This window comes from Undibacterium sp. TJN25 (genome assembly GCF_049339885.1).
Taxonomy (GTDB): domain Bacteria; phylum Pseudomonadota; class Gammaproteobacteria; order Burkholderiales; family Burkholderiaceae_D; genus Undibacterium.
Genome location: NZ_JBMPPM010000002.1, coordinates 610015 through 635296 on the forward strand (window position 1 = coordinate 610015; position 25282 = coordinate 635296).

Here is a 25282-nt window from a genome sequence, read left to right on the forward strand (position 1 = left end):
TTCTCGGTTTGACCGGAGACGGCGGCGCCGGAACACCATTGAGGCGCATGGGGCAGTAAAATGTCAAAGCGAACCAGGCAAGACGAACGGCAATTCTCGCCGGGATATCAATGTGGCATCCAGGCTGGAGCGGAGCATCGAAGGAACTGTTGAATGAAAGACTTCATGGGGGACGGAAGGGTAGGCGCCGCCCGGTTTCATCTATTGGAGAGCGGCTTCTTTGATCAAGACAGCCCGGCACTTGCGCGGGCATTAATCGGCAAGGTGTTGCGTCGGCGCTGGAAAAATCAATGGCTGTCCGCGCGCATCATTGAAACTGAAGCGTACCAGCTTGACGAAAAGGGCAGCCACGCATCCCTCGGCTATACGCATAAAAGACGCGCGCTTTTCATGGCTGGCGGCACCATCTACATGTACTACTCGCGCGGCGGTGACTCATTCAATATCAGCGCGGCGGGGCCCGGCAATGCGGTGCTGATCAAGTCGGCTTTTCCCTGGATTGATTCTATCGCCGGCGATGCGGCACTTGCCGTCATGCAGGCAGAAAACCCGGGCCCTGGCGGTGCAGTGCGTCCTTTGCATCGCCTCTGTGCGGGACAGGTCCAGCTGTGTCGCGCACTGGCGCTACGGGTGCCGGATTGGGATGCGCATTCGTTTGACACCAGGGAGCTATTTATCGATGACGTGGATGAATCTCCCGAAATTTTGATTCAAACCACACGCCTGGGTATTACGGCAGGGCGAGATGAGCACTTGCCGTATCGCTTCGTAGATCCTGCCTATGCGAAATTTTGCACACGCAACCCACTTCGCAGAGGACAAAAAACGCCCGAGCATTATTGCTGGATTGACCGAAACGGAAATATGGCCTCTCATCAAGGCTTTCCACCTGAGCTTATTTCCATCCCGGAATGACACTTAGGTAGTCTAAGCAATAAACAACAAGGGAACACCTGGCTGGTCTGCCAGAGGAGCGGCGGCGGCTCAGATTTTTTCCATGTCCTCCGGGTCCAGCGCGATAACATGGGTTTGCAGCATGCCGTGTTCATCATGCCATTCCTTGATGACGCAGGGTTGGCCGTATTCGTCCACATCGATCAATTTGAAAAAATTGCCGACCATCGATTCGATCAGGATGCGCTCGTCGACTGGAAAGCTTTTGATGAATTGCTTGCTGAGCGAAACGATGCGAACAATATCGCCTACTGCCACAGCCTGCCCTTTGCAGTCTGTCATTTTGGGGTCTTGCATATCTGCGTCCTGATGTGAAAATTATTTAAAAGCCGTTGCAACACGGGGCCGGCGTTATTGCTACGCCAGGTCGTACTAATGCTGCCTTCGTTGTCGCGCCTAACCAGCCCCGTCTTACAACAAGTTCTTAGGCCTGTGGGCATCTACCAGCGCGCCGGAAACCGACACGCCGATGGGATAGTCCGGAATCGGGTTGCCAGGGCCGAACCATTGCGCATCGGCGATTTCGCTTTCGTCCAGTACGATATTGCCGGATACATACTCAGCGGTAAAGGCAATCATCAGTGAATGCGGGAAAGGCCACGACTGGCTGCCGAAGTATTGCAGATTCTTGACGTGCAAGCCAACCTCTTCGAATACCTCGCGGTGAATGGCTTCTTCTATCGACTCGCCGGCTTCCAGAAACCCGGCCAAAGGTACGTAGCGTGTGGTCGGAGAAGCGGTATGCTTGGCCAGCAGGATGTGTTCGCCTTTTTTGATCAGCACCATCATTGCAGGAGAAATCCGCGGGTAGGCAACCATGCCGCAGGCCGGGCATTTATAGCAGCGTTCACCGCGGGCCAGTGTCATCGGCGTGGCGCAGGTGCCGCAGTATTGATGCGAGCGCGCCCATTCAGCGATCTGGAAGGCACGGCCTGCAAGGCCCAGCAGATCGTCATCCATTTCACCGAACAGAGGTCGCAGTTTGGTAAAAACATAGCCCTGAGGTGCTTCGGCATTTTTTGCGGTCCAGGCCGTGCGGCAATAGCGTTGATTCAGCAAGCCCAGTGGATGGATGTGGCTGTCGTCAATATCCAGGAGCGTGAATGTCTCCAGATCCGGCAGGCTCAGGTCGGAGGAACGCACCAGTAATTCGTCGCCACGAAAAATGAAAGACAGCGGATTTTCTGATTGCTGCGGATGCAGCAAAAGCTGGAATTGATCAGGAGTTTTTAGCATGGCTGAGGGTATCGCTGAGGATCAGAGAAAAAGGGCGCAGGATGGGCGGCATCAAGAGAGTGCAGCAATATGCCGCTATGATACCTTTGTCTTGCCGAATCCGCATTTGTTACTGCTGTGCCAGATGTCCCAATTGCGCGGGAACCTGTTTTTTTGAAAGCATCAGGCTTGAAATAGTATGAGCGGCAGAACCGTTTCGGCTTGAAACGGCATTACCGATATGTGTTAGGGTAAGGTTTAGCATACGTGCATATTTATCTACGATAACAATAGATCGATTCATGACGATGCATTTCAGCATCCGGTATATCTTCTTAATTAGGCAGAATATGATGAAAAAATATATTCTCGGCACCTTCGCAATCATGCTGGCAGGTTCCGCAGTTGCAGGAGAAGCCAAAGTCACATGGCAAAATCCCGATAGCTATACCGACGTGCGGCCCAGTAACCAGACCAAAGCGGGTTTTGAGGCCCGGGTATTCAAGAGCCTGGACGAGGTGTTCGACAAGCTTGCGAAGCAGTTGCCGGACGGTTACTCGCTGCTGGTCACGGTCACCGATCTGGATCTGGCCGGCGATGTCCGGCCGGGGCGCGGGCCGGGCGGACAGGACATCCGCATAGTCAGGGATATAGACTGGCCGCGTATGTCATTCAGCTACGTGTTGAACAATCCACAGGGCCAGCAGGTCACGGCAGGCAAGGAAGATTTGAAGGATATCAATTTCAGGTCCGGCATCAGCATCAATACCAGCGACAGCTTTTATTACGAAGAAAACATGCTGAAGAATTGGTTCAACAAGCAGCAGGAGAAGAAGGTTTTCCCCGCGAAATAGGGATTTGCAGCCGGGATGAAAAATGCCGCTTTTTTTCAAAAGCGGCATTTTTTTGCGGCAGGCTGAAGTTTAGCCTTGCCTGCTCAGATCGTGGCGGACTGGCAAAGCTTGCTGTCTTTATAGGCGGCGACGAAATCGTCGAAGCTGCCCTGGTCTTCCTGCTCTATAGCCTGTTGCTGCGCCAGTGAGTCGCTTGCCATCTTGCTGAAGTAGGCGTCTTCCTCGGCTGTCGGCGGGCGGGATTTGAAGTAGCGCGCATGCTGCTCGCTTTGATGCAAGCCGAAGCGCAGGAAGGAATTGCCGTGCTCTTGCAATGCGCGCATGACGCGGGCTGAAGGAGTCAATTCCGGGTCCTGCAATTTTTCCGCCTGGATATGCATGGCCAGCGCATGGACATCGCCGCCTACCGGCGCATCCATCAATTCGGCAATCGGCTGCATGCGTTGCAGTAATTCTTCACCCCAGGCTTGCAACGTGATTTCCTGGCCGTCGCGTTGCAGCGTCAGGCCGGGTCGGCGGCCTTCCTTGACGACGGCGCCGAAATTCTGCGCATAGACCTGCCCTTGTTCCGGCGTGATCGAAGGGCTGTCATCCAGTGCACAGAACAGCAGGAACACATCCAGGAAGCGCGAGGTTTCCAGATTGATGCCCACCGGTTCAAACGGGTTGACGTCCAGGCAGCGGATTTCCACATACTGCACGCCGCGCGCGCATAGTGCCTGGATAGGGCGCTCTCCGCTGCTGATGACACGCTTGGGGCGTATTGTGGAATAGTATTCGTTTTCTATCTGCAGCAACGTGGTGCTGATCTGTATCCATTCGCCGTCACGTTTGGTACCGAACTTTTCGTAAGGCGGATACGGCTTCGCAACTGCACTGTTCAGGCGGGAGATGTAGTCATCCAGGCTGTTCTCTTGTGGCGTCAGGCCGGACTGCGCATCGTTCTGGTAGCCCAGGTCGCTCATGCGCAGGCTGGTGGCATACGGCAGGTACAGCGTGTCTTCCGACAATTCCTGCAACTGGTGCTGGCGGTCACGCAGGAAACTGCGTGACAATACCGGCGAGGCGCCGAACAGGTACATCAGCAGCCAATTGTAGCGACGGAAGTTTCGTATCAGTGCCAGGTAGCTTTCCGACTGGAATTGTCCAGGCGTGCCGGCTGTGCCTTCCTTGGCCTGCAATACCTTCCACAGGGTTTCAGGCAGCGAATAGTTATAGTGGATGCCGGCAATGCACTGCATGGCCTTGCCGTAGCGCAGCGCCAGGCCGCGGCGGTATACATGCTTGAGCATGCCTATGTTGGACTTGCCGTACCAGGCGATTTCTATCTCCGGTTCCGGCGGCAGTGCGCAGGGCATGGATTCGCTCCACAGCATTTCATCGCCCAGCTTGCTGTAGGCAACGCGGTGGATGGTGTCCAGCTTGTTCAGGGTCAGCGCAATATCGGATTCCGCAGGAGTAATGAACTCCAGCAGGGTTTCTGCATAGTCGGTAGTGATCTGCGGATGGGTGAGGGCGGAACCCAGCGCAACAGGATGGGGCGTGTGCGCCAGATCGCCAGTGGCGGTCACGCGCAAAGTCTCTCTTTCTATGCCCCGCAGACCCTGGCCCAGCAGCGGGCGATGTTCATCAGTGGCCAATAGTGCCAGACGGCTGGTCAATTGACTATTCATAAGCTTTCCCTGTAATTATGTACTGCATATTCAGTGGACGAGAGATTAACCGAAAATGCGATTTCGCGTATTGGGGAGCGTGTTTTTTGCGTGGTTTGCGCGGCTTGACTTTTATATCGGAGTCATGGGTAAAAGAACAATTTTACGCTGCCGTGACGGAATCCCGCGAGGTCGCCTGCTTTTGCAGCTTCAGCCACGTTCGGTAGACCAGCAGCGCGACCTGGGCATCATCCGCAGCGTACTTGATCTGGCGCTCGCTGAGTTCGGCCGCGGCCCAGTTGGACGTAGAGGTTTTCTTCGATTTTTGCAGCTTCATGCCGAAGTATTTGGCGACAGCCGTCTTGGCGCCCATATCATTGCGCTTTGTTTCACGCATGGCGCGGGACAGATCCAGCACGTTGGCGATTTGCATACCGAGGCTGGTATGCAGGCGGCGGATGTCTTCACTCAGGCCGAAGCCCACTTTCTGGATATCGGCTGATTCCAGTATGGCCTTGACCGGCGCAAGGTCGGCCAGCCGCAGCACAGGAAACAGGAAGGCGGCGGTATCGGTGGCCAGCTGTATCAGGTGTGGACCGCCGGAATCCTGGCCTTTCAAGAACGTCGGTTTGGATTCAGTATCGAACCCCAGCACGTCGGCGACGCTAAGCGCCGTATAGGCGCGCTGCATATCATCGGTTGTGCGTACCAGCAGCACATCCTGCGGCTGGATACCCGGATAGGGCGGCAGCTCGGGGGCAGTCTCGGCAGTCATATTGTTTATGTCGGTCATATAACAAAGATCATGACACAGAATACAGGCTTTTGATTTGAGGAAAAGAGGTGGCTAAAGAAAAAAGGACCGCTGTTTCGCGGTCCTTTGTGGTCTTTCTGCCTTGCAATCAGCACTAGTGGTTTTCCAGTACAGCTTTTGCTATCGCTTCAGGCTGCCGGGGCGAGCGTCCCATGGCCAGCAGCAACAGCCATTTCAGCATACGGTAGATAAACCTGACCAGCACCAGCGTCAGCAATGCTTCGACAAAAGTCGTAACGAAAGCGAATACCGTGTTCCAGCGTTCCGCGCGCCGGTTGAATTTCGCAATCGCCCTGTCGCGTGCGATCTCTATGCTGTCGTAGAAGGTCGGCACGACCAGCAGCGTCAGGATAGTGGAAGTGATGGTACCGCCGATGATTGCCACTGCCAGCGGCCTGTAGAACTCGCCGCCTTCTCCTAGTGCAATGGCGACCGGCATCATGCCCGCTATCAAGGCAAAGGTTGTCATCAGGATCGGCCGCAGGCGCATGCGGCCGGCGTACATCAGTGAATCTTCACGGTCGTAGCCTTCCGCTTCGCGCTTACGGGCACAATCCAGCAGCAAGATCGCGTTTTTCGCTACCAGACCCATCAGCATGATGACTCCGATGAAACTCATCAGGTTCAGCGTGCCCTTGGTCAGCAGCAGGGAGATAACGACGCCGATCAAGCTCAGCGGCAGGGACAGCATTACCGCCACCGGCGCGGTAAAGGAGCCGAACTGCATCACCAGGATCAGGTACATCAGGCCGATGCCGGAGACCAGCGCGATCAGCATTTCGGTGAACAGTTCTTTCTGGTCGCGCGCCGCGCCGCCCAGCTGGATGCCGAACCCGCTAGGAAATTCTATGGCCTTGGCAATTTTCAGTGCATCTGTCGTCACTTCGCCCGGTGAACGGCCCTGGGCATTGGCAGAAACCGCGATCATGCGTTTGCCGTCCATATGCTGTATCTGCGCCGGGCCCTTTCCCATGGTGATAGTGGCGATCTGGTCCAGCGGCACCATCATGTTGCTGCCGCCAACGGCAATCGGCAGATGCTCGATGTTTTCAGGCTTGACGCGGTCATCCGGGTGCAGGCGCACCGCCACGTCGCGCGATTCGCCGTTCGGATCCACCCAGTCGCCGACTTCGACGCCGGCAAACGCCACGCGCAGAGCCTGCGCCGCATCGTTGACCGAGATGCCCAGCGAATTGGCCAGGCCGCGGTTCAGGTCTATCTGCAGCTCATCCTTGGGGTTCAGCTCGGACAGGCCCACGTCCACCGCACCCGGCACCTGGCTCAGCTTGGCCATGAAATCGCCGGTGATGGCCATCAGGCGGCGCGAATCGGGACCGTAGAACTGGATTTGCACCGGCTTGCGGGCGCCATTGTTCAGGTCATCCAAGACGACGAACTCGCCGCCTATCATTTGCGCCATCAGCTTGCGCAGGTCCACTGCGATTTCCACTGCAGAGCGCTTGCGCTGTGTGCTCTTGCCTATGTCCACATAAACGCGGCCGCCGGAAGGCGTCACGTTGCTGTTGGTGGCAACGGCTTCAGGCAAAGTCCGGGCCAATTCAGCCGCTTTTTCCACCTTCAGGCGCGCATAATCCAGGCTGGCGCTGGACGGCGTGCGGATATCGATGGCAATGGTGCCGAAATCGGACACCGGCAGGAAGCTGGAGCCGCCAAATACGATATGCAATGCCACGGCAGCCGCAAGACTGAGGGCGGCGATGATCGCCATCCAGCGGCGGTGGTGCAGGGCCCAGGCGATGACATTGCCATAGCGGTCTGCCTGGTGATCGAACCATTTATTGAAATACGATAGCCACAGGCTGATGCCGCGTTTCGGTTCCAGATGGTGGCCGACAGGGTCGCCCCAGTAAGCAGACAACATGGGGTCCAGCGTGAAAGAGATGAACAGGCTGACCAGCACCGAGCTGGCAACCGTCAGCGCAAACGGACGGAACCACTCGCCGGAAACGCCGGGCATGAAGGCCACGGGAATGAATACGGCAATAATGGAGAAAGTCGTCGCTGCCACGGCCAGGCCGATCTCACGCGTGCCGGCGCTGGCGGCAGTGCGCCGGTCAGAGCCCATTTCCATGTGCCGGACAATGTTCTCCCGCACCACGATCGCATCGTCAATCAGCACCCCGATGGCAAGCGAAAGCCCTAGCAGCGTCATGAAGTTCAGCGTGAAGCCGCACAGCCAGACAGCGATGAAGGCGGCAATAACCGAAGTCGGCAGGCTCATCGCGGTAATCAGCGTGGAGCGCCACGAGTTGAGGAATACGTACACGACAAAGATGGTCAGCACCGCGCCGAACATCAGCGATTCGATCACATTGTTCAGGCTGCTCTCGGCATCCTTGCCGCCGTCCTGCGTAATTTCCAGCGTCGTGCCTTTTGGCAGCGTCTTGCTGACTTCCGCCACCAGGTCGCGCACCTTGTTGGCTACGGTCACGGTACTGGCATCGCGCGAGCGGGTGATGGAAAGACCGACGTTGGGCAGGCCGTTGCGCACGCTGTAGCTGGTCAGTTCTGCAAAGCTATCGGCCGTGGTGGCAACCTGCGCCAGACGGATGACTTCGTCGCCACGCCGCTTGACGACGATCTGCTCAAAATCGACAGGGGATTCTATGCGGCCCACCAGGCGTATGCTTTGTTCGTCCAGCGTGCCGCGGATTTTACCCACTGGCGCGGTGGTGTTCTGGTTGCGCAGGGCATTGACCACGTCATTGATCGACACATTGTATTCACGCAGTTTTTCCGCGCGCAGCAGCACACTCAGTTCGCGCCGCAGCGAGCCGCCGACGTCCACCGTTGCCACGCCGTCGATGCCGCGGAACTTGTCCGACAGTTCATCTTCCGCCAGGCGCGAAATCTCTGCATGCGTCTGCACCTTGGACGACAGCGCCAGCTGCATGATGGGCTGGGCCGATGGGTCTATCCTTTGCAGGATGGGCTCGCGCATCTCGGTCGGCAGCTTGTAGCGCACCGACGCAATTGCATTCCTGACTTCATCGGAAGCCTCGATCATGTTTTTGCTGAAGTTAAACTGCAGCACTATCCTGGCACTGCTTTCGCTGGCGGTGGAACTCATCTGGTACACGCCGGTGATGCTCTGCAAGGATTTTTCTATGCGGTTGATGATTTCCCGCTCTACCGTCTCCGGTGAGGCGCCGGGGTAGGGTACGCTGACCACCAGTACCGGCAGGTCCACGTCCGGGCTCTGGTTGACGCGCAGTTTCTTCAGGGCCAGCAGGCCCAGGCACATCAGCGCGATGATGATGACGATCATCGCGATGGGGCGTTTGATACTGAAATCGGATAGGAACATGGTTTATTTCCCCGCTGAGCCTGAAGAGGCGCCGCTGGACGGCGCTGCCGCTGCGGCAGTCGCCGCCGTGGCCGATGGCGACAAGCTTACTTTCTGCTTGTCTTTCATAGTCGATACCGGATTGCGCACCACCTTGTCGCCGTCAACCAGGCCGCTGCGCACGACAAAGTCGCCGCGGCGCTGGTCGCGTTCGCCCAGCACCAGGTTAACCTTGTTGACCACGCCATCCTTCACGCGCCAGGCAAAAGGCTTGTCGCCATTGCGCACCAGTGCGGCTTCGGGGATCATCAGCGTGGAAACGGTGGCCGCTTCTATACGGCCTTCGGCATATAAGCCGGAGACTTTGGGGCGGTTGCTGTCGGCAAAGTTGACCAGCACTTCCACCTGGCGTGTCGTGGCATTGGCTGCCGGATCCACCCGTTTGACTTTGCCGGAAAACAGCTGTTGGCCGTAGCCGTTGACCCGGAAGTCAACCGGCTGGCCGATCTTGACGCTGCTGATCCGGTCGGCCGATACAAAGCCCTCAAAGCGCATGCTGTCCGGATCGATGACCTTGACCAGCTCCTTGCCTATCTGCGCAGTGTCGCCGTTGGACACCTTGCGTTCGCTGATGATGCCTTCAAACGGCGCGCGTACCTCGGTGCGCTGCAGTTGCTGGCGGGCCTGTGCGGCGCGGGCCTTGGCGCCTACCAGGTCACTTTGCGCATTATTGCGGCGGATTTCAGCGTCTTCCAGCTGCGACGTCGATGTCATGCCGGAAGCGCGCAGGGTTTTAAGCCGCTGGAACTGGCGTTCAGACTGGTCCAGCGTCTGTTCCGATGCGCGCACGGCGGCTTCGGCGGATGTCAGGCTGTCGCGTATGGATGTATCGTCCAGCCGCACCAGCAGATCGCCGCGTTTGACCGCTTCACCGTTTTCCTTCAGCACCTGCAATACCACGGCGGAAACCTCGGCGCGCAGATCGGCGCGGCGCTCTGGTTGGATGGAGCCGGTAATGACGGGGCCGGAGGACAGCGCATTGTTTTGTACCGTGATCAGGTCTTCAGGCGAGATCAGCAAAGCGACGTCAGCCGGGGTGGACGCGGATTTTACGGCTGTGCCTGCATCAGCACCTTTCCCTCCTTTGTCGGATCCTTTGCTGCACGCGGCAAGGGATAGGGCAATAGCAACAGCTAACAGGGTCTGGCGCAGCATTTGTGATCTCCACTAATGTAATAAGAGTGATTGGAGCGGTAAAAGTAAAAGAAGTTCAACCGCAAGGGCGAAAGTATCCGTGAGGCCATGACACGATGTCAATTGGCCTGCTCCGATATACAACATTAGTGGGGGATTTATTATTTTTACTTCACGCCGGGTGCATTTGAAGTGCTTTTTGTGGACAGCGCACCGTGATTCTGAAGCTATTTGGCTGGATTGACAAGTGGTTCTGCGGATAAGTTTGCGCAGGGGGAATGATTTTGGGCAGAAATGATCGGCAGCGTCTGCCGCTCGGAAATCCGCGGCCCTTCTCCGGGGTGCCCATATTGGTTATACTCCGGTGCGCGACATAATCGCCATCCGTATCGCCTGCCGGCAACACCCTGCCGCCCGGCTGATCAATGTTGTATTTGATTTTGACCATTAACCCTAATTACTGCGGTAAGCATCGAAGGCCTGATCAGGCTCAACGATACATCCGCGCGGAGCCATAAGCATGACCGCTTTCATTTTCAACGAACTCAATTTCGACAACCACGAGCAAGTGGTATTCGTCTCCGAAGCAAAATCCGGACTGAAAGGCATCATTGCCGTCCACAATACCAACCTCGGCCCTGCGATGGGCGGTTGCCGTATGTGGAATTACGCGTCCGAAGCGCTGGCAGTCAATGACGTGCTGCGCCTGTCGCGCGGCATGACCTATAAAAACGCCGTGGCCGGCCTGCCTATCGGCGGCGGCAAGAGCGTCATTATCGGCAATCCCAAGACAGACAAGACCCCGGCACTGTTTGAAGCGCTGGGCGAGGCACTGGAACGCCTGGGCGGCCGCTACGTCACCGCGGAAGACGTGGGCACCAGCCCTGCGGACATGGCCCACGTCGCCGCCAAAACCCGCTATGTTGCGGGCCTGGGCGATAGTGGCGACCCGTCTCCGTTTACCGCGCTGGGCTGTTTCGTCGGCGCCCAGGCTGCGGTCAAGCATCAACTGAAACGCGACTCCATGGAAGGCCTGGTCGTGGCGCTGCAGGGTCTGGGCCACGTCGGTTACGACTATGCGCGCCGCCTGCATGCTGCCGGCGCCAAACTGATCGTTGCCGACATCGACGAAGCCGCACTGGAGCGCGCGAGGACAGAGCTGGGCGCGGAAATCGTCTCCACCAGTGCGATCTACGATGTACAGGCCGATATCTACGCACCTTGCGCACTGGGCGCGACGCTGAATCCGGATACCTTGTCCCGCCTGAAGGTCAAGATCGTTGCCGGCGCCGCCAACAATCAGCTGGCTACCGCCGACATCGGCGATATGCTGCGCCAGAAGGGTGTGCTGTATGCGCCTGATTTTGTCATCAACGCCGGCGGCATCATCAAGGTTTGCTATGAATACCTGAACAAGCCGCAAGCCGATGTGGAAGCGCATGTGCGCGAAATCGGCGATACGCTGGCCGAGGTGTTTACCCGCGCCGACCGTGAAGGCCGTTCCACCAGCGTAGTGGCGGATGAAGTGGCAGAGGCACGCTTCAAGCGCTAAATAAGCGGGCACTTAATAAGCTTGCACTCAATAAGCTGGGTATTGATCGACAGCCGCCGGAATTCAGGCGGCTGTTTTTGTTTCAGGATTGCAGCTGCAGCGTCTTGATGATGCGGGTTTCGCCTTTTTCACCGGCGCCCGAGCCCTTGTTATACATTTCCTTGCGCAAGACTATCAGCCGGTCGCCCACCAGGCTGTATACATGGTCTTCATTATTAAGCATCTCAAAACTGATGACGATCAGCGCCCGGCCTGAGATGGCCAGGCGGGAGCGGCTCGCCAGCGGCGTGCCGTCTGCGGCAATCCAGATCTCCGTCGTGCCTTCGAGTTTCTTCACATACTTTTTGTCTTTGTCGCGCTGTTTCTCCAGGCTGGCATCAAAATTCAGCAGACGCGCAGGCTTGCCGTTCCAGGTCTCGGCACGTTCGCTTTTGAAGTTCAGCTTTTCCAGTGAAAGCAGCAGCGCACCGGCTGCGTTGGTCATGCCGCGCAGCTCGCTGGAGTTGAGTTCCCTCAGCGCAGTCAGCACAGGGGTCTTGGCCTTCTGATCCTTTTCTCCTGCTTTTTCCTCTGCTTCCATGCGGTTCAATACATCGCGGCTATACAGCACCTGCATGCCGCGTGCATTGTCTTCTATGCCTATGCTGGCGAGCCCGTTGGTCTCATCAAGGTCCTTGCCTTCGCCGTGCCGGCTCCAAGTTTTGAGCTCGATGCTGGCTTTCAGCGGCGCTTGCCCTTGCTGGCGAACCAGTGCTGCTTTCAGGTCGGACAGCCCGTCCGCGTAGACCAGGCCGGGAAGCACTAGAAACGCGCAGGTCACCAGCATGCGGCTGGCGCCAGCGGTGCCTTGTATAAGAATGTGGTGCATATTTTTCCTTGTTGGATTTTCCAGGTATTTACCAGCTTCGCTTCGAGGCTGGATTCTGTCTCAGACCACCGGAACTTAAGCTGCTTTCTCCCACGAAGCAACGATCATGCGACGAAACGCTTGAATTCGGGGACCAGATCCGGTAGTCTCCGCGCTTCGCTGAATTTTGCCGGGTTTTATTGAATTGCAGTTCCGGTACCGGCAGCGCTTTACCCAGATTTAGTATTACCAAGATTGAATAATGACCGTACTTATTGCAACAGACGTATTTGGCATTACCCCTGCAGTACATGGCCTGGCAAGAAACCTGGGCAGAGCATGCCGGCTGGTTTCCCCGTTTGACGAGACCGCAAGCGCTTTCCGTTCAGAACAACAGGCCTACCAGGCCTTTATTGCGCAAGGCGGCGTTGCCGGCTATGCCGCCAAAATCCGCAGCCTGATGCAAGAGGGCGCGGAGCATATCCGGTTCGCCATCGGTTTCAGCGCGGGCGCTTCCGCGCTGTGGCTGGGCAGCACAGCGCCCGAGTTCAGCTTGGTGCAACGGATGACGCTGTTTTATGGCTCGCGCATACGCGATTACCTTAGCCTGAAGCCACGTTGCCCGGCGCACTTGGTCTTTGCAGAACGCGAGGCGGCGTTCGATGCTGCCGCTCTGGTGGCTGACCTGGGTTCAAGGGGGCATCGCGCAGAGCTGGCGAAAAACACTTCGCATGGTTTCATGAACCCGTATTCCGGCGGATTTTGCGTGAAGTCACATACGCGTTATACCGAGGAACTGGCGACCATGCTGCATGTGGGCCACACGTGCAAGGCTGAAGCAGCCTGAGCCATATGTCGTTAGCAACATCGCCAATAAAAATGCCGCCGACAAAAAAGGCTTAAACGTTTTGCGTTTAAGCCTTTTTTCGGTCAGACCGGGTTGGGATCGGTTACGCCGTTTTCTTTTCCCGCGCAACCCAGTACAGCGCCAGGATGATCAGCGCATAAGGAATCAGCGACAGTGCATCGGAACTGGAGCCTTCAAAGAAGGGGTTGCTCTTTGTGGACCAGTCGCCTATCGCCTTGTCGAAGTTGGTCAGGATGCCCGCGGTGAATGCGATCACGATACCGGCCAGCGCACCGCCTGCGATGTAGCCGGAAGCCAGCAGCACGCCTGAACTGCGGTCGCCCGCGGCCTGTTTCTCTTCTTCGTTCAGGTGCTTGTTGTGTTCCAGCTTGTTGTTACGGCGGTCAACCAGCCAGCGTATCATGCCGCCGACGAACAGCGGGGCGGAAGAAGACAGCGGCAGGTACACGCCCACGGCAAACGCCAGGGAAGGGATGCCGGCCATTTCCAGCACCAGCGCAATCATCACGCCAAACAGCACCAGTGACCATGGCAGTTGGCGGTCTAGTATGCCCTTGATGATGTAAGACATCAGCACGGCTTTGGGCGCATCGTATTTCTTGACTTCGCTGCCGTCAGGGCGCTTGTTGTAAGCACCGTTGATGCCCGGGTCCACCAGGTAGACGACTTTGCCGGCATTGTCGACAAAGTATTTGCCGGCAGGGCCGCCGACGGTGTCCAGTTTTTGCCAGATTTTATAGCTGCCTTTGTCCTGCTCGGCCTGCGGGCCTTGCAGCTGGCCTGTCTCAGTCAGCTTGGACACGTCGGTGCTCAGGTTGGGCGCAACCTGCGCTGCCGGTACATATACGGTGCCGGCATCGTTCAGCTTCAGCAGGATAGGGCCGAGGATCAGCGCGGAAGACAGGGCGCCGGCCAGGATCGCATATTGCTGGTATTTAGGCGTGGAGCCGACCAGATAGCCGGTCTTCAAATCCTGCGAGGTTGTGCCGGCATTGCTGGAAGCGATGCAGACGATGGCGCCAACGGACAGTGCGGTCACATAATACTGGCCGCCGGTCCAGCCCATGATCAGGAAGATCAGGCAGGTGAACAGCAGCGTGGCGACGGTCATGCCGGAGATTGGATTGGATGAGGAGCCGATTTCACCCGTCAGGCGGGAAGAAACAGTCGCAAACAGGAAGCCGAATACGAGGATCAGCAATGCGCCCAGCAGGTTCATGTGCAGCGGGGTTGCCATCGTGATCACGGCAATGATTGCCAGGCAGCCGATCACGACCCATTTCATCGGGATATCCTGATCGGTGCGCAGCGGTGCGCTGATTGTTGCGGCAGCGCCTTTGCCCATGCCTGCCAGACCGGCGGACAGGCTGCGCCAGATGGTCGGCATGGCCCGGACCAGGCTGACCAGGCCGCCGGCGGCAACTGCGCCCGCGCCTATGTACAGGATATAGGCGCTGCGGATATCGTGCGGCGCCATGTCGTGGATCAGCTTGGTGCCGGGGCTGACAGGCACGCTCAACGCGTCGCCGAAGAACTTGATCATCGGGATCAGCAGCAGGTAAGACATCACGCCGCCGGCGGCCATGACCGATGCAATACGAGGACCGATGATATAACCCACGCCCAGCAATTCAGGCGAGACTTCGGCGCCCAGCGAGCCGCCGCTTAAAGGTGCGCCGAATGCGACTTCCGGCGTATCTTTCCAGCCCTTGAAGGCGACGTTGAATATCTTATATAGCAAACCTATGCCGAAGCCGCCGAAAATGATGGCGGCACGCTTGCCCGCATCGTCCTGCATACCGGGCTGGGCGGTCTCGCCGGCCGCTTCGCGCGATGCCGGAGTAGCCGCAGCCATCAATACCGCGGCGCAGGCCGTGCCCTCAGGAAATTTAAGCTCATTATGCTGCTCGACGATCATCGTGCGGCGCATCGGAATCATCATCAGGATGCCGAGCAGGCCGCCGAGAACGCCCACCAGCATGACGCGCGAGATTTCCAGGTCAAAGCCCAGGATCAGGATGGCCGGCATCGTCACGCCCAGGCCGAAAGCCAGTGATTCGCCGGCAGAGCCTGCGGTTTGCGTGATGCTGTTTTCCAGGATGGTGGAATCCTTGCCGCCCATCTTGTTAAACAGGCGGAACAGCGTAATGGCAATCACCGCGACCGGGATAGAGGCGCTGACAGTCAGGCCGACCTTCAGCACCAGGTACAGCGACGAAGCGCCGAATACCATGCCTAGGATCACGCCCATCAGGAGCGCTCGGAAACTCAGTTCAGGGATTTGCGCCGAGGCCGGAATATACGGTCGCACGGCTGGCGTTGACAATGAAGACGTTTCTTTTGACATTTATAAACCTTATTGTGTAGGCAAAAGCAGGCTGGCGGGCATGATGCACCCGTTTGCCTTGACTGGAGGCGCTGCAAAAGCTGCGGCGAAAACCGCGGCAAAACCACAGAAACTCCACTCTCACGGAGGCCCGCAATTTTAGTCGTGCATTATGCTGCTTTTTGCTGGCGCTGCGCAATGGTATAAGACTGTTGAACGTGTTGCAACGCGCAATACGGCCGAATCGCCTTATTTTGTATCAGTGCGAACTCGGTTTTGGCGAAGAAAAATAGGCGCGAGTGTGCAGACGCATCAGGCGCCCAGCAGTTCTTCATGTTTTTCTATCTGCGGCAGCACGGTGGTCGCGCGTATCACCGGGTTGCGCCAGGCAACCGCTGCCAGCAGCACGGCGGATAGACCGGCAAAGCCCAGCGAATAACGCAGCCCGATATGTTCGCCCATCCAGCCGCCTATCAGCGCCCCTGGGCCGGCCGGGATCAATATCAGCCAGCGCATCGTGCTGGTCATGCGGCCCAGCAAAGGCTCCGGCGTTACTGCCTGGCGCAGCGCCAGGAAATTGATGAAAATCAGTACGCCCCCGGTGCTGAAGCACATCAGCATGAAGGCAAAAGCAAACACGCCCAGCGCACTGGCCGGCGCAATGGCCAGCGTAAACCAGCCTGTGCCGCAGACGGCGATACCGGTTACCAGGCAAGGGCCGGGGCCCAGCCGCCGGCTGATGCGGTTGCCGAAGACACTGGCAAGGATGCTGCCCAGGCCCATGCCCATGTAACAAAAGCCTACCGCCTGCTCGCTGAGGCCCAGCACACGCGTCGCAAACAGTATCTGTACCACGAGTGCGGCGTTATAGCACAACTGCCAGCCGCCGACCGTCGCCGCCAGCGTCAGCAGCAGCGGTTTGCTGCGCACAAAGCGGATGCCGGCCTTCAGGTCGCGCCAGAAATGCGCATCTTCACGCACCGGACGTACTTCCTTGACATCGATGCCGCGTAATATCGTGGCCGAGGTCAGCAGCAGGATCGCATCCGCCAGCAACGCCAGCGGCGCGCCCAGAAGCTTGATCAGAGCGCCGGCAGCGGCCGGGCCGGCAATTTCCGATCCCGACGTGGCCAGCGCATTCTTTGCATGCGCCTCCACCAGGCGATTGCGTGGCACGATCTGCGTCAAGACGATCTGCGCGGCGCTACCCGCCGTGGTATTGACCATGCCGATGATAAAGCCGACAAAATACAGCCATCCCATGCTGAGCCAACCCAGCCAGGCTGCCAGTGGCACACTGGCGACGGCAACCGAGATCGTACTTTCTCCTATGATATATACCGGCAATTTGCGGATACGGTCCAGCAGCACGCCGGAAGGCAGCGACAGCAGTACAAACGGCAAGGTCTCCATGAACACCAGCAGCCCCATCTGCGTGGGGCTCGCGTGCAACAGCACAGCGGCCGTCAACGGCAGGGCCAGCATCGTTACCTGGGCGCCGAATGAACTGATCAGTATCGACGTCCACAGGCGGCGGTATACCAGGTCGCGCAACAGGTCATTGGAGGGAAGCCTGAATTTGTCTAGGATTGTTGTTTTCATTATTACGGCGGCATTTCGTTTTTTGTCGTTTGGGTAAAACGGCATTGGGCGGCAACGGCGGGTAGGGGAGCGATTGCCTGATAGCATACAGGAAGCGCTTGCCGCAAACCATCACCCAAGCGCCTGTCCCGATGTCTTTCTGACAGCCGAATTTGATTTAGGTTCGCTATTGCCTGCATAATTCACGCCTTTGCGATGTGAAAGCCCCCATGTTTGAAAAGCCCGTAGTAATGATCGACTTTGAAACCTCCGGCATGAGCCCCGACCAGGGCGGCCGTGTGACCGAGGTCGCGGCCCTGCGCATCGTCGGCGGCGAAGTGGTGGACAGGTATGTATCGCTGATCAATTGCAATGTGCGTATCCCGTCTTTTATTACGCAACTGACGGGCATCACGCAATCCATGGTCAACAAGGCGCCGCCGGTGTCTGAAGTGATGCCGGCGCTGGTGGACTTCATCGGCGATGCGACATTAGCGGCACACAATGCCAGCTTTGATGAAAAATTCCTGTTGGCTGAGAGTAGCAGGCTCGGACTTGCCCCCAGCCATGACGGATTGATCTGTTCGGTCAAATTGTCGCGCCGTGTATTTCCTGGCCTGGACAGTTATTCGCTGGGGCCGCTGGCTTCCTCGCTGGGCATACGTTTCAGGGGCAAAGCCCATAGGGCGGAAGCCGATGCGGAAGTTGCCTCGGCCCTGCTGCTGCATATTAACGAACATCTCGGCGAACACTACGGTATTGCGCCGGTAGATCCCCGTTTGCTGGAGCAGGTTAACAAACTGACGGCGGCCAAGGTAAAGGCCTTCCTGCAAAAGCAACCCTTGCTCAAGGCTGCTGCCGGCAAATTCCCGCCTGCACAGGCAGGTCTGCCGGCCATGCCGCAGCATGTTCCTGCACAACGCTACCGCCACTACAAGGGCGGCATTTATGAGTTGGTATGCGAAGCAACGCAGGAGTCGGACCTGAGCCCGGTCATCGTCTACAAGGCGCTCAACGGCAGCGTGTGGACGCGGCCGAAAAGCGTGTTTTTTGAAATGCTGGAAGTGGATGGGCGCATGGTGCAGCGCTTTACGCCTATCTCCGGATAAACCTCCCGCATGCTGTTCTAATGATGCGCCTTGCGGTAGATCGTATTGCGCGACACGCCTAGCGAACGCGCTGCAGCGGAGACATTGCCACCGTGTTCCTGCAAGGCTCGCTGTATCGCATTCAATTCCATATCCTGCAACTTTCCGGTCACAGGCGTTGGCTGGCTTGCTTCCGCATGAACGGGCTTCTGCGGCAGTGCGCCGGCTTCTTCCAGAAAGTCTTCCGGCAGGTGTTCATAACGGATTTCATGCGCTTCATCAGCCATGATGACGGCGGTGCGCAGCAGGTTATTCAGCTGGCGCAGATTGCCCGGCCATGCATGTTGCTGAAACAGTTGCATCACGTCCGGCGCCACTGTAAAGCCGGTGCTGGACAGTTCTGCCAGTATGTTGCGGATAAGCGCGGCAATATCGGTCCTCTCCCGCAGCGGAGGCAGCTTCAGCACCAGGCCGTTCAGGCGGTAATACAAATCATCGCGGAAGGCATTCTTGCCGATCAGCTCGCGCAGGTTGCGATGGGTAGCGCAGATCACCGTGATATCGACCGGCACCGATTTATTGCTGCCCAACGGAGTGACTGTCCTTTCCTGCAATACCCGCAGCAGGCGCGCCTGCATATTCAGCGGCATGTCGCCTATCTCATCAAGGAACAGCGTGCCGCCGTGTGCCTGCAGGATTTTCCCCACATTGCCTTTTTTGCGGGCGCCCGTGAAAGCGCCGTCTTCATAACCGAACAACTCGGATTCGATCAAGGTTTCCGGTATCGATGCGCAATTGACCGCAACGAAAGGCGCTTGCGAGCGCGGAGAGTCCTGGTGAATGGCTTGCGCCAGCAATTCCTTGCCGGAGCCGGTTTCGCCGGTGATCAGGATAGGGATATCGCGGCCCAGCACCTTGCCGACCTTGTTTATCAGCGCAGCCACTGTGGCGTCGCCTGCTTTAAGCGCGGCCAGTCCGGAGGACTGTTGCGCCTGCGGTTTTGAAGCGGCAGGGCGGGAGCTGGCGGAAAGCGGGGGCGGCAAATACGACGCAAAGCTCTGGCTCAGCTTCAATTCCGCACGCGCGGAGACACGAACGCCGCCGGGCACTGTCAGGCTCAGGAACTGCGAGGCCGCGGCGCGATAATGGTCGAGCAAAGCCGACACCGGCAGGCCGAATAGCGAACTGAATGTATGCGATTGCAGCGCGGTCAGCGGCAAGCCCAGCTGGAACAGTGCGCTGCGGTTGGCCGAGAGGAAGCGCCCGCCGGGCGTGAACGACGCAATGCCTTCCATCAATGTGCCGATGAATTCGGGGCGGCTATGGAAATGCAGCGTAATTGCATCCTCAAAGGCGGCCGAGAACAGCTGGTTTTCTATCATCTGCGCCGACATGCGCACCAGCGCCATCGTGTGCTTGTGGTAGCTGCGGTAATCGCCGGTGACATCCAGCACGCCCACAACATGGCCTTGATGATCGAAGATCGGCGCGGCAGAGCAGGTGAGGAAGTGATTCGCCTTCAGGTAGTGGTCACCCGCATGGATCAACACCGGTGACTGCTCGGCCAGCGCGGTGCCTATCGCGTTGGTGCCTTTGCTGCTTTCCGCCCAGTTGACACCGGGCTGTATCGCAACCCGCTCAGCTTTCTGCAAGAAATCATTGTCGCCGAAAGCGTGCAGGATATGGCCCTTGGCGTCGGTCAGCACCACCATGCTGTGCGTGTCGCAAATTTGTTCGTACAGGGTTTCCATCACCGGTAGCGCATACGCATGCAGCGAACGGTTCTGTTCTATCGCGAGACTGAGTTGCTGATGGCTGAGCGCCGTAAAATCCGGCGCGGCATTGGCGTCCAGCCCAAAAGCTGCCGAACGCTGATGCGACTCTTGCAGCAGGTCGGGATGGGTGTCGGCCGAAATGATGCCGGACTTGCTGGGGGAAGGCGGCGTGGCTTGCACGCTGCTTTTGCCTGGCTCTATTGCTTGGCGCATTCCTGGGCTCCGCAGAAAGGGAATTTTTTCTTGATCTAATAACTTTTGCTTAATGTAACACCTGTTCAGGTTTGGCGCACGCGACGCGTTGCACAGACGATCCTGAGGACGAGCTGATCCCCTGACACCCAGACAGAATGTGATTGGCATGGCAATTGCAATTCATCTATGGATGTCGTGCCAGATACACAAAAGTGTTTCAAATTGGCACATTAAAAAAGCTGTTCCAACTACCAGGGAGATAAAAATGACGACAGGTTTCAATCTGAATGGCAAACCGGTGTCCGTTACGTCGGAACCCGATACCCCGTTGTTGTGGGTCATCCGCGATGAAATCGGCATGACAGGCACCAAGTTTGGTTGCGGTGCAGCATTGTGCGGCGCCTGTACCGTGCATCTGGATGGCCAGCCTATCCGTTCCTGCCAGACTCCTGTATCAGCGGTGGCGGGCAAAAAAGTAGCGACCATAGAGTCGCTGTCCAAAGACAATTCGCATCCTCTGCAAAAAGCCTGGATCGCCTACGATGTGCCGCAGTGCGGCTATTGCCAGTCCGGCCAATTGATGAGCGCCGCAGCCTTGCTGGCGACCAACAAGAATCCGTCTGATACCGATATCGACAACGCGATGAGCGGCAACATCTGCCGTTGCGGCACCTATAACCGTATTCGCGCCGCGATCAAGTCTGCCGCCGCCGAAATGCAAAAAAACGCCAGAGCGGCTTAAGGAGAATGCGATGACAACGACAAGACGCGATTTCTTGAAAGTATCCGCGATTGCCGGCGGCGGCCTGGTGATGGGCATCAGCTTGCCCGGCACCATTGGCGAAGCACAGGCAGCCGGAACGTTATATACGCCCAACGCATGGGTGCATATCGCCGACGACAATACTATTACGCTGATTTCCGCCCGTTCCGAGATGGGGCAGGGTGTTTACACGTCCATGCCGATGCTGATCGCGGAAGAGCTGCACGTGGATATACATAAGATCAAGGTCGACATCGCTCCACCGGGCGCCGTCTACGTCAATTCACTGCTCGGTGCACAAATCACCGGCGGTTCTACGTCGGTACGCGACGGCTGGGAAAAACTGCGCATAGGCGGCGCCCAGGTCAGGATGATGCTGGTATCCGCTGCGGCGCAAAAATGGGGCGTCGATGCCGCGAAGCTGACTGCAGAGAATGGCGTGGTCAAAGGTCCGGGCGGCAAGCATGCGACCTATGGCGAGTTGGCCGAAGCAGCATCCAAATTGCCTATTCCCGATGCCAAAGAGGTAGTGCTGAGAGATCCCAAGGACTTCAAGATCGTCGGCAAGGCTACCAAGCGGCTGGATACGCCAAGGAAGGTCAATGGCACTGCCGAATTCGGCATAGACGTCAAAGTGCCGGGGATGGTGTATGCATCGCTGGAGCAATGTCCCGTCATAGGCGGCACCGTCAAGAGTTTTGATGCCAGCAAGGCGCGCAGCATGCCCGGCGTCATCGACGTGGTACAGATACCGGATGGCGTTGCGGTGGTGGCCAATAGCTACTGGCGCGCTAAAAAGGCCCGCGAAACGCTGACGGTGCAATGGGATGAGGGCAGTGTTGCAAAACTGAGCAATGCCAGCATGCTGGCCGACATCCGCGACGCCCGCAACCATGAGAAAAAGATCAATATCAAGACCACCGGCGGCGACGTCGATGCTGCCATCAAAGGTTCTGCCAAGAGTCTGCAGGCCGAATACGTGTCTCCGTTGCTGGCGCATGCCACGCTGGAGCCGATGAATTTTACGGCAGACTATCGCGACGGCAAGATTTTGCTGATCGGCCCGACGCAGTTCCAGCAAGGCGCGCAGGGCGCGGTGGCAGCCGCGCTTGGCATCAAGCCGGAAGACATCACGCTGAAAACGACCTTCCTGGGCGGCGGATTCGGCCGCAGGCTGGAGCTCGATTTCATCGTGCAGGCAGCGCAAATTTCCAAGGCCGTCGGCAAACCTGTCAAACTGCTGTGGGCCCGGGAGGATGACACCACGCATGACTTCTACCGGCCTATGGCAGTCAACCGCCTGGCCGCAGGGCTGGACGCCAACGGCAAGCCGACTGCGCTGAAGTTTGAGCTGACTTCGCAGTCGATCACCCAGCGCGCTTTCGGCCTGCCGAAAGAAACACTGGATCCTTTCATGGCGGAAGCCTCGGTCGTGCCTTATGACATACCGAACATGACGCAAGATATGTACATCCATGATGCTGGCTTGCGCGTCGGCTACTGGCGCTCGGTCAGCCATGCATTGAATGCCTTCCCTAATGAAAGCTTCATTGATGAACTCGCCAATGCCGCCGGCAAGGACCCGTATGCATACCGCATGGAACTGCTGTCCAAACAACCGCGTTTTGCCAATGTGCTGAAACAGGCTGCCGACAAGGCAGGCTGGGGCAAGACTTTACCTGCCGGTCATAAACTGGGTATTGCCTTGATGGAAGGCTACGATACCTATATGGCCCAGGTAGCGGAAATTTCGGTCAACAAGGACAATGAAATCCGTGTGCACAAGGTTACCGTCGTCGCCGACCTGGGACGCATGGTCAACCCTGACACGGTGGATGCGCAGATCCAGTCCAGCATCGTCTTTGGACTTTCAGCTGCTCTATATGGCGAGGTGACGCTGGAAAGTGGCCGGGTACAACAGACCAACTTCCATAATTACCCTGTGCTGCGGATGAATGAAACGCCGAAGATCAATATCACTCTGATCAAGAGCACGGAAAAGCCGGGCGGCATCGGTGAACCGGCAACGGCGCTGATTGGTCCTGCGGTCGCTAATGCGCTGTTTGCAGCCACCGGCAAGCGGATAAGGAGTTTGCCTCTGACGCCGGAAAAAATAGCCGCAGCCTGAGTGCTACTGCAGACGCCGGGAGGGTAAGGAGCCCGGCTTCTGCAGGGAAATGAAGCGCAAGGTAATATATGTCCCTATATATGTACTTCATCACATATTGCATGCGGTGCATGGCTGTTATTTATATCGGAAGTTCATGGATAGTATTGATCTGGAAGTGCTTAAAACCTGCGACCTGTGGCTCAAGGCCGGTCTCAAATGCGAACTGGTGACGGTCATCAAGACCTGGGGCTCCAGCCCCCGGCCTGAAGGTGCGACGCTGGCCATTTGCGAAGATGGCCAGGTAGTGGGCTCAGTATCGGGCGGCTGCATAGAAGACGACCTGATAGACCGCGTGCGCCAGCATGGCATACAGCGCACCAAGCCGGAGATCGTTACCTACGGCATCACGGCGGACGAGGCGCATCGCTTCGGCCTGCCTTGCGGCGGCACGATACAGCTGGCGATAGAGCCTTTGAATGGCGGTAGCCGGATACCTGAACTGCTGCACAGGCTGGGCCAGCATGAACTGGTCGCGCGCCGCCTGGATTTGCGTAGCGGCGAAATTCGGCTGGGCCAGGCTGGCGCGGGCATGAGCCTGCAGGTATCGGATGCCGCACTGACGACGATACACGGTCCGCGCTGGCGCCTGCTGATCATAGGGGCAGGGCAGTTGTCGCGCTTCCTGGCCAGCATTGCGCTGGGCATGGACTACCATGTGACGGTGTGCGACCCCAGGGAAGAGTACCGCGAAGGCTGGCAAGTGGACGGCGTCAAGGTCGTGCACGCCATGCCGGACGACCTAGTAGTAGAAATGAAGCTGGACAGCCGCAGTGCCGTAGTGGCGCTGACGCACGACCCCAAGCTGGACGACCTGGCCTTGATGGAGGCACTGAAGTCCGACGCCTTTTATGTGGGTGCGATAGGTTCCCGCGTCAACAATGCCAAGCGGCGCGAAAGGTTGAAGCAGTTCGACGTCAGCGACGCGGAACTGGCTAAATTGCATGGCCCTATCGGGCTATACATAGGCAGCAAAACTCCGTCCGAGATCGCCATTTCCATCCTGGCGGAGTTGACGGCGGTCAAGAACAACATCCGTCTGCCGGAAGAGGTTAGGGTCGAAAACGCCAAGCAGGCTGCCTCCCAACCGCCCAGCGAATCCCACTGCGTGCTGACAAAATAGCCCGGTAGCTGCAATTCAGGGCTGGATTTGCTCATATCCGGCCCTGAAAACGCAAAATTGCTGGGATTTTCGCGTAAAATCTCCCCCAAATTCAATTTTCCTGCATCTCCGGCACGGTGGGCCAATGTCCTCCGTGTCGCACCATATCGAGCAAAACATATTATGAGCATCAAATCAGACAAGTGGATACGCCGCATGGCAGCATCAACCGGCATGATAGAGCCGTTTGAGCCAAACCAGGTACGCGAGCGGGACGGCCAGAAAATCGTCAGCTATGGCACGTCCTCGTACGGCTACGATATCCGCTGCGCTGATGAATTCAAGATTTTTACCAATATCAACAGCACCATTGTCGACCCCAAGAACTTCGACGAAAAATCCTTTGTCGATTTCAAGGGCGATGTCTGCATCATCCCGCCGAATTCATTCGCGCTGGCGCGCACGATGGAATATTTCCGCATCCCTCGCAGCGTATTGACGATCTGCCTGGGCAAGTCCACCTATGCGCGCTGCGGCATCATCGTCAACGTCACACCGTTCGAACCGGAATGGGAAGGATATGTGACGCTGGAGTTTTCCAACACCACGCCGCTGCCTGCGAAAATCTACGCCGGCGAAGGCTGTGCGCAAGTGCTGTTCTTTGAAAGCGATGAAATCTGCGAAACCTCCTACAAGGACAGGGGCGGCAAATATCAGGGCCAGCATGGCGTAACGCTGCCCAAGGCCTGACGCCGCAACACTCGCTGCGAAAACTATTTATTGAGACCGGAAATGCCATCAGGTATTTCCGGTTTTTTCTTTGGCGGCTGCCATTGCTCCATAGTGTCATGGCGCCATTGTGATCACAGGCGAACATGTGCAAAGTACGCTGCCTTCAGGGCCGGTGTGCTTGACAGCCTGAAAAAAGCATCATAAAATTTGCTCGCAGATCTAGATAAGAGACCATCTGTAAGATGGTCTCTTCGCGCTTGCAGCTTTTGCGGGTGGCCTCTTACGGAATAAAACCA

19 protein-coding genes and 1 pseudogene are annotated in these 25282 nt (G+C 57.5%); 10 read left to right on the forward strand and 10 right to left on the reverse strand.

Going from position 1 to position 25282, the window contains the following annotated elements:
- The first annotated feature begins 153 nt into the window (after positions 1-153).
- Positions 154-915 carry a DNA-3-methyladenine glycosylase gene (locus ACO0LO_RS06460; protein WP_422963371.1) on the forward strand — a complete coding sequence of 254 codons (762 nt, stop codon included), beginning with the start codon at positions 154-156 and terminating at the stop codon, positions 913-915.
- A 69-nt stretch (positions 916-984) separates the two neighbouring features.
- Here the strand turns inward: ACO0LO_RS06460 and ACO0LO_RS06465 are convergent, their stop codons facing one another.
- The gene (locus ACO0LO_RS06465) at positions 985-1251 is read right to left on the reverse strand and encodes a hypothetical protein (protein ID WP_422963372.1); all 267 of its coding nucleotides are present in this window, start codon (positions 1249-1251) and stop codon (positions 985-987) included.
- A 114-nt stretch (positions 1252-1365) separates the two neighbouring features.
- The gene (gene nudC, locus ACO0LO_RS06470) at positions 1366-2190 is read right to left on the reverse strand and encodes an NAD(+) diphosphatase (RefSeq protein WP_422963373.1); all 825 of its coding nucleotides are present in this window, start codon (positions 2188-2190) and stop codon (positions 1366-1368) included.
- A gap of 329 nt (positions 2191-2519) precedes the next feature.
- Here nudC and ACO0LO_RS06475 point away from each other — a divergent pair, with 329 nt between their 5' ends.
- Entirely contained in the window at positions 2520-3023 is a 504-nt protein-coding gene (locus ACO0LO_RS06475; RefSeq protein WP_422963374.1) for a DUF3016 domain-containing protein, read from the forward strand.
- Between the two features lie 83 nt (positions 3024-3106).
- Here ACO0LO_RS06475 and gshA read toward each other — a convergent pair whose 3' ends face one another.
- From gshA to ACO0LO_RS06495, 4 genes are all read right to left on the reverse strand, one after another.
- The gene (gene gshA, locus ACO0LO_RS06480; RefSeq protein WP_422963375.1) at positions 3107-4696 is read right to left on the reverse strand and encodes a glutamate--cysteine ligase; all 1590 of its coding nucleotides are present in this window, start codon (positions 4694-4696) and stop codon (positions 3107-3109) included.
- A gap of 142 nt (positions 4697-4838) precedes the next feature.
- Positions 4839-5468: a 3'-5' exonuclease gene (locus ACO0LO_RS06485; protein ID WP_422963376.1), complete on the reverse strand. Its 630-nt coding sequence runs from the start codon at positions 5466-5468 to the stop codon at positions 4839-4841.
- 115 nt (positions 5469-5583) lie between these two features.
- Positions 5584-8817 (reverse strand): efflux RND transporter permease subunit, encoded by a 3234-nt coding sequence (locus ACO0LO_RS06490; protein ID WP_422963377.1) that lies wholly within the window; start codon positions 8815-8817, stop codon positions 5584-5586.
- A 3-nt stretch (positions 8818-8820) separates the two neighbouring features.
- The gene (locus ACO0LO_RS06495; RefSeq protein WP_422963378.1) at positions 8821-10011 is read right to left on the reverse strand and encodes an efflux RND transporter periplasmic adaptor subunit; all 1191 of its coding nucleotides are present in this window, start codon (positions 10009-10011) and stop codon (positions 8821-8823) included.
- Between the two features lie 499 nt (positions 10012-10510).
- Between ACO0LO_RS06495 and ACO0LO_RS06500 the strand changes: the two genes are divergently transcribed.
- Positions 10511-11542: a Glu/Leu/Phe/Val family dehydrogenase gene (locus ACO0LO_RS06500; RefSeq protein ID WP_422963379.1), complete on the forward strand. Its 1032-nt coding sequence runs from the start codon at positions 10511-10513 to the stop codon at positions 11540-11542.
- A gap of 82 nt (positions 11543-11624) precedes the next feature.
- Here the strand turns inward: ACO0LO_RS06500 and ACO0LO_RS06505 are convergent, their stop codons facing one another.
- Positions 11625-12410 (reverse strand): hypothetical protein, encoded by a 786-nt coding sequence (locus tag ACO0LO_RS06505; protein ID WP_422963380.1) that lies wholly within the window; start codon positions 12408-12410, stop codon positions 11625-11627.
- Between the two features lie 241 nt (positions 12411-12651).
- On the opposite strand from ACO0LO_RS06505, the gene ACO0LO_RS06510 reads away from it, so the two are divergent.
- Positions 12652-13236, forward strand: a complete 585-nt coding sequence (locus tag ACO0LO_RS06510) for a hypothetical protein (RefSeq protein ID WP_422963381.1) — start codon at positions 12652-12654, stop codon at positions 13234-13236.
- A 103-nt stretch (positions 13237-13339) separates the two neighbouring features.
- Here ACO0LO_RS06510 and ACO0LO_RS06515 read toward each other — a convergent pair whose 3' ends face one another.
- Positions 13340-15604 (reverse strand): OPT family oligopeptide transporter, encoded by a 2265-nt coding sequence (locus ACO0LO_RS06515; RefSeq protein WP_422963382.1) that lies wholly within the window; start codon positions 15602-15604, stop codon positions 13340-13342.
- Positions 15605-15895: 291 nt separating this feature from the next.
- Positions 15896-17185, reverse strand: a complete 1290-nt coding sequence (locus ACO0LO_RS06520; RefSeq protein ID WP_422963383.1) for an MFS transporter — start codon at positions 17183-17185, stop codon at positions 15896-15898.
- 209 nt (positions 17186-17394) lie between these two features.
- Between ACO0LO_RS06520 and ACO0LO_RS06525 the strand changes: the two are divergent.
- Positions 17395-18003: pseudogene (locus ACO0LO_RS06525) on the forward strand (PolC-type DNA polymerase III); the annotation flags it as partial.
- Positions 18004-18060: 57 nt separating this feature from the next.
- Positions 18061-18273: a DUF1653 domain-containing protein gene (locus ACO0LO_RS06530; protein ID WP_422963490.1), complete on the forward strand. Its 213-nt coding sequence runs from the start codon at positions 18061-18063 to the stop codon at positions 18271-18273.
- A gap of 17 nt (positions 18274-18290) precedes the next feature.
- Here the strand turns inward: ACO0LO_RS06530 and ACO0LO_RS06535 are convergent, their stop codons facing one another.
- A complete protein-coding gene (locus tag ACO0LO_RS06535; RefSeq protein WP_422963384.1) occupies positions 18291-20240 on the reverse strand; it encodes a sigma-54-dependent Fis family transcriptional regulator in 1950 nt (649 codons plus the stop codon).
- Positions 20241-20487: 247 nt separating this feature from the next.
- Here ACO0LO_RS06535 and ACO0LO_RS06540 point away from each other — a divergent pair, with 247 nt between their 5' ends.
- The 4 genes from ACO0LO_RS06540 (at position 20488) to dcd (ending at position 25004) form a co-directional block, all read left to right on the forward strand.
- Positions 20488-20964: a (2Fe-2S)-binding protein gene (locus ACO0LO_RS06540; protein ID WP_422963385.1), complete on the forward strand. Its 477-nt coding sequence runs from the start codon at positions 20488-20490 to the stop codon at positions 20962-20964.
- 10 nt (positions 20965-20974) lie between these two features.
- A complete protein-coding gene (locus ACO0LO_RS06545) occupies positions 20975-23113 on the forward strand; it encodes a molybdopterin cofactor-binding domain-containing protein (protein ID WP_422963386.1) in 2139 nt (712 codons plus the stop codon).
- 136 nt (positions 23114-23249) lie between these two features.
- Positions 23250-24275 carry an XdhC family protein gene (locus tag ACO0LO_RS06550; RefSeq protein ID WP_422963387.1) on the forward strand — a complete coding sequence of 342 codons (1026 nt, stop codon included), beginning with the start codon at positions 23250-23252 and terminating at the stop codon, positions 24273-24275.
- A 162-nt stretch (positions 24276-24437) separates the two neighbouring features.
- Complete coding sequence (gene dcd, locus ACO0LO_RS06555) at positions 24438-25004, forward strand: dCTP deaminase (RefSeq protein ID WP_422963388.1); 567 nt, start codon at positions 24438-24440, stop codon at positions 25002-25004.
- Positions 25005-25282: the final 278 nt, after the last annotated feature.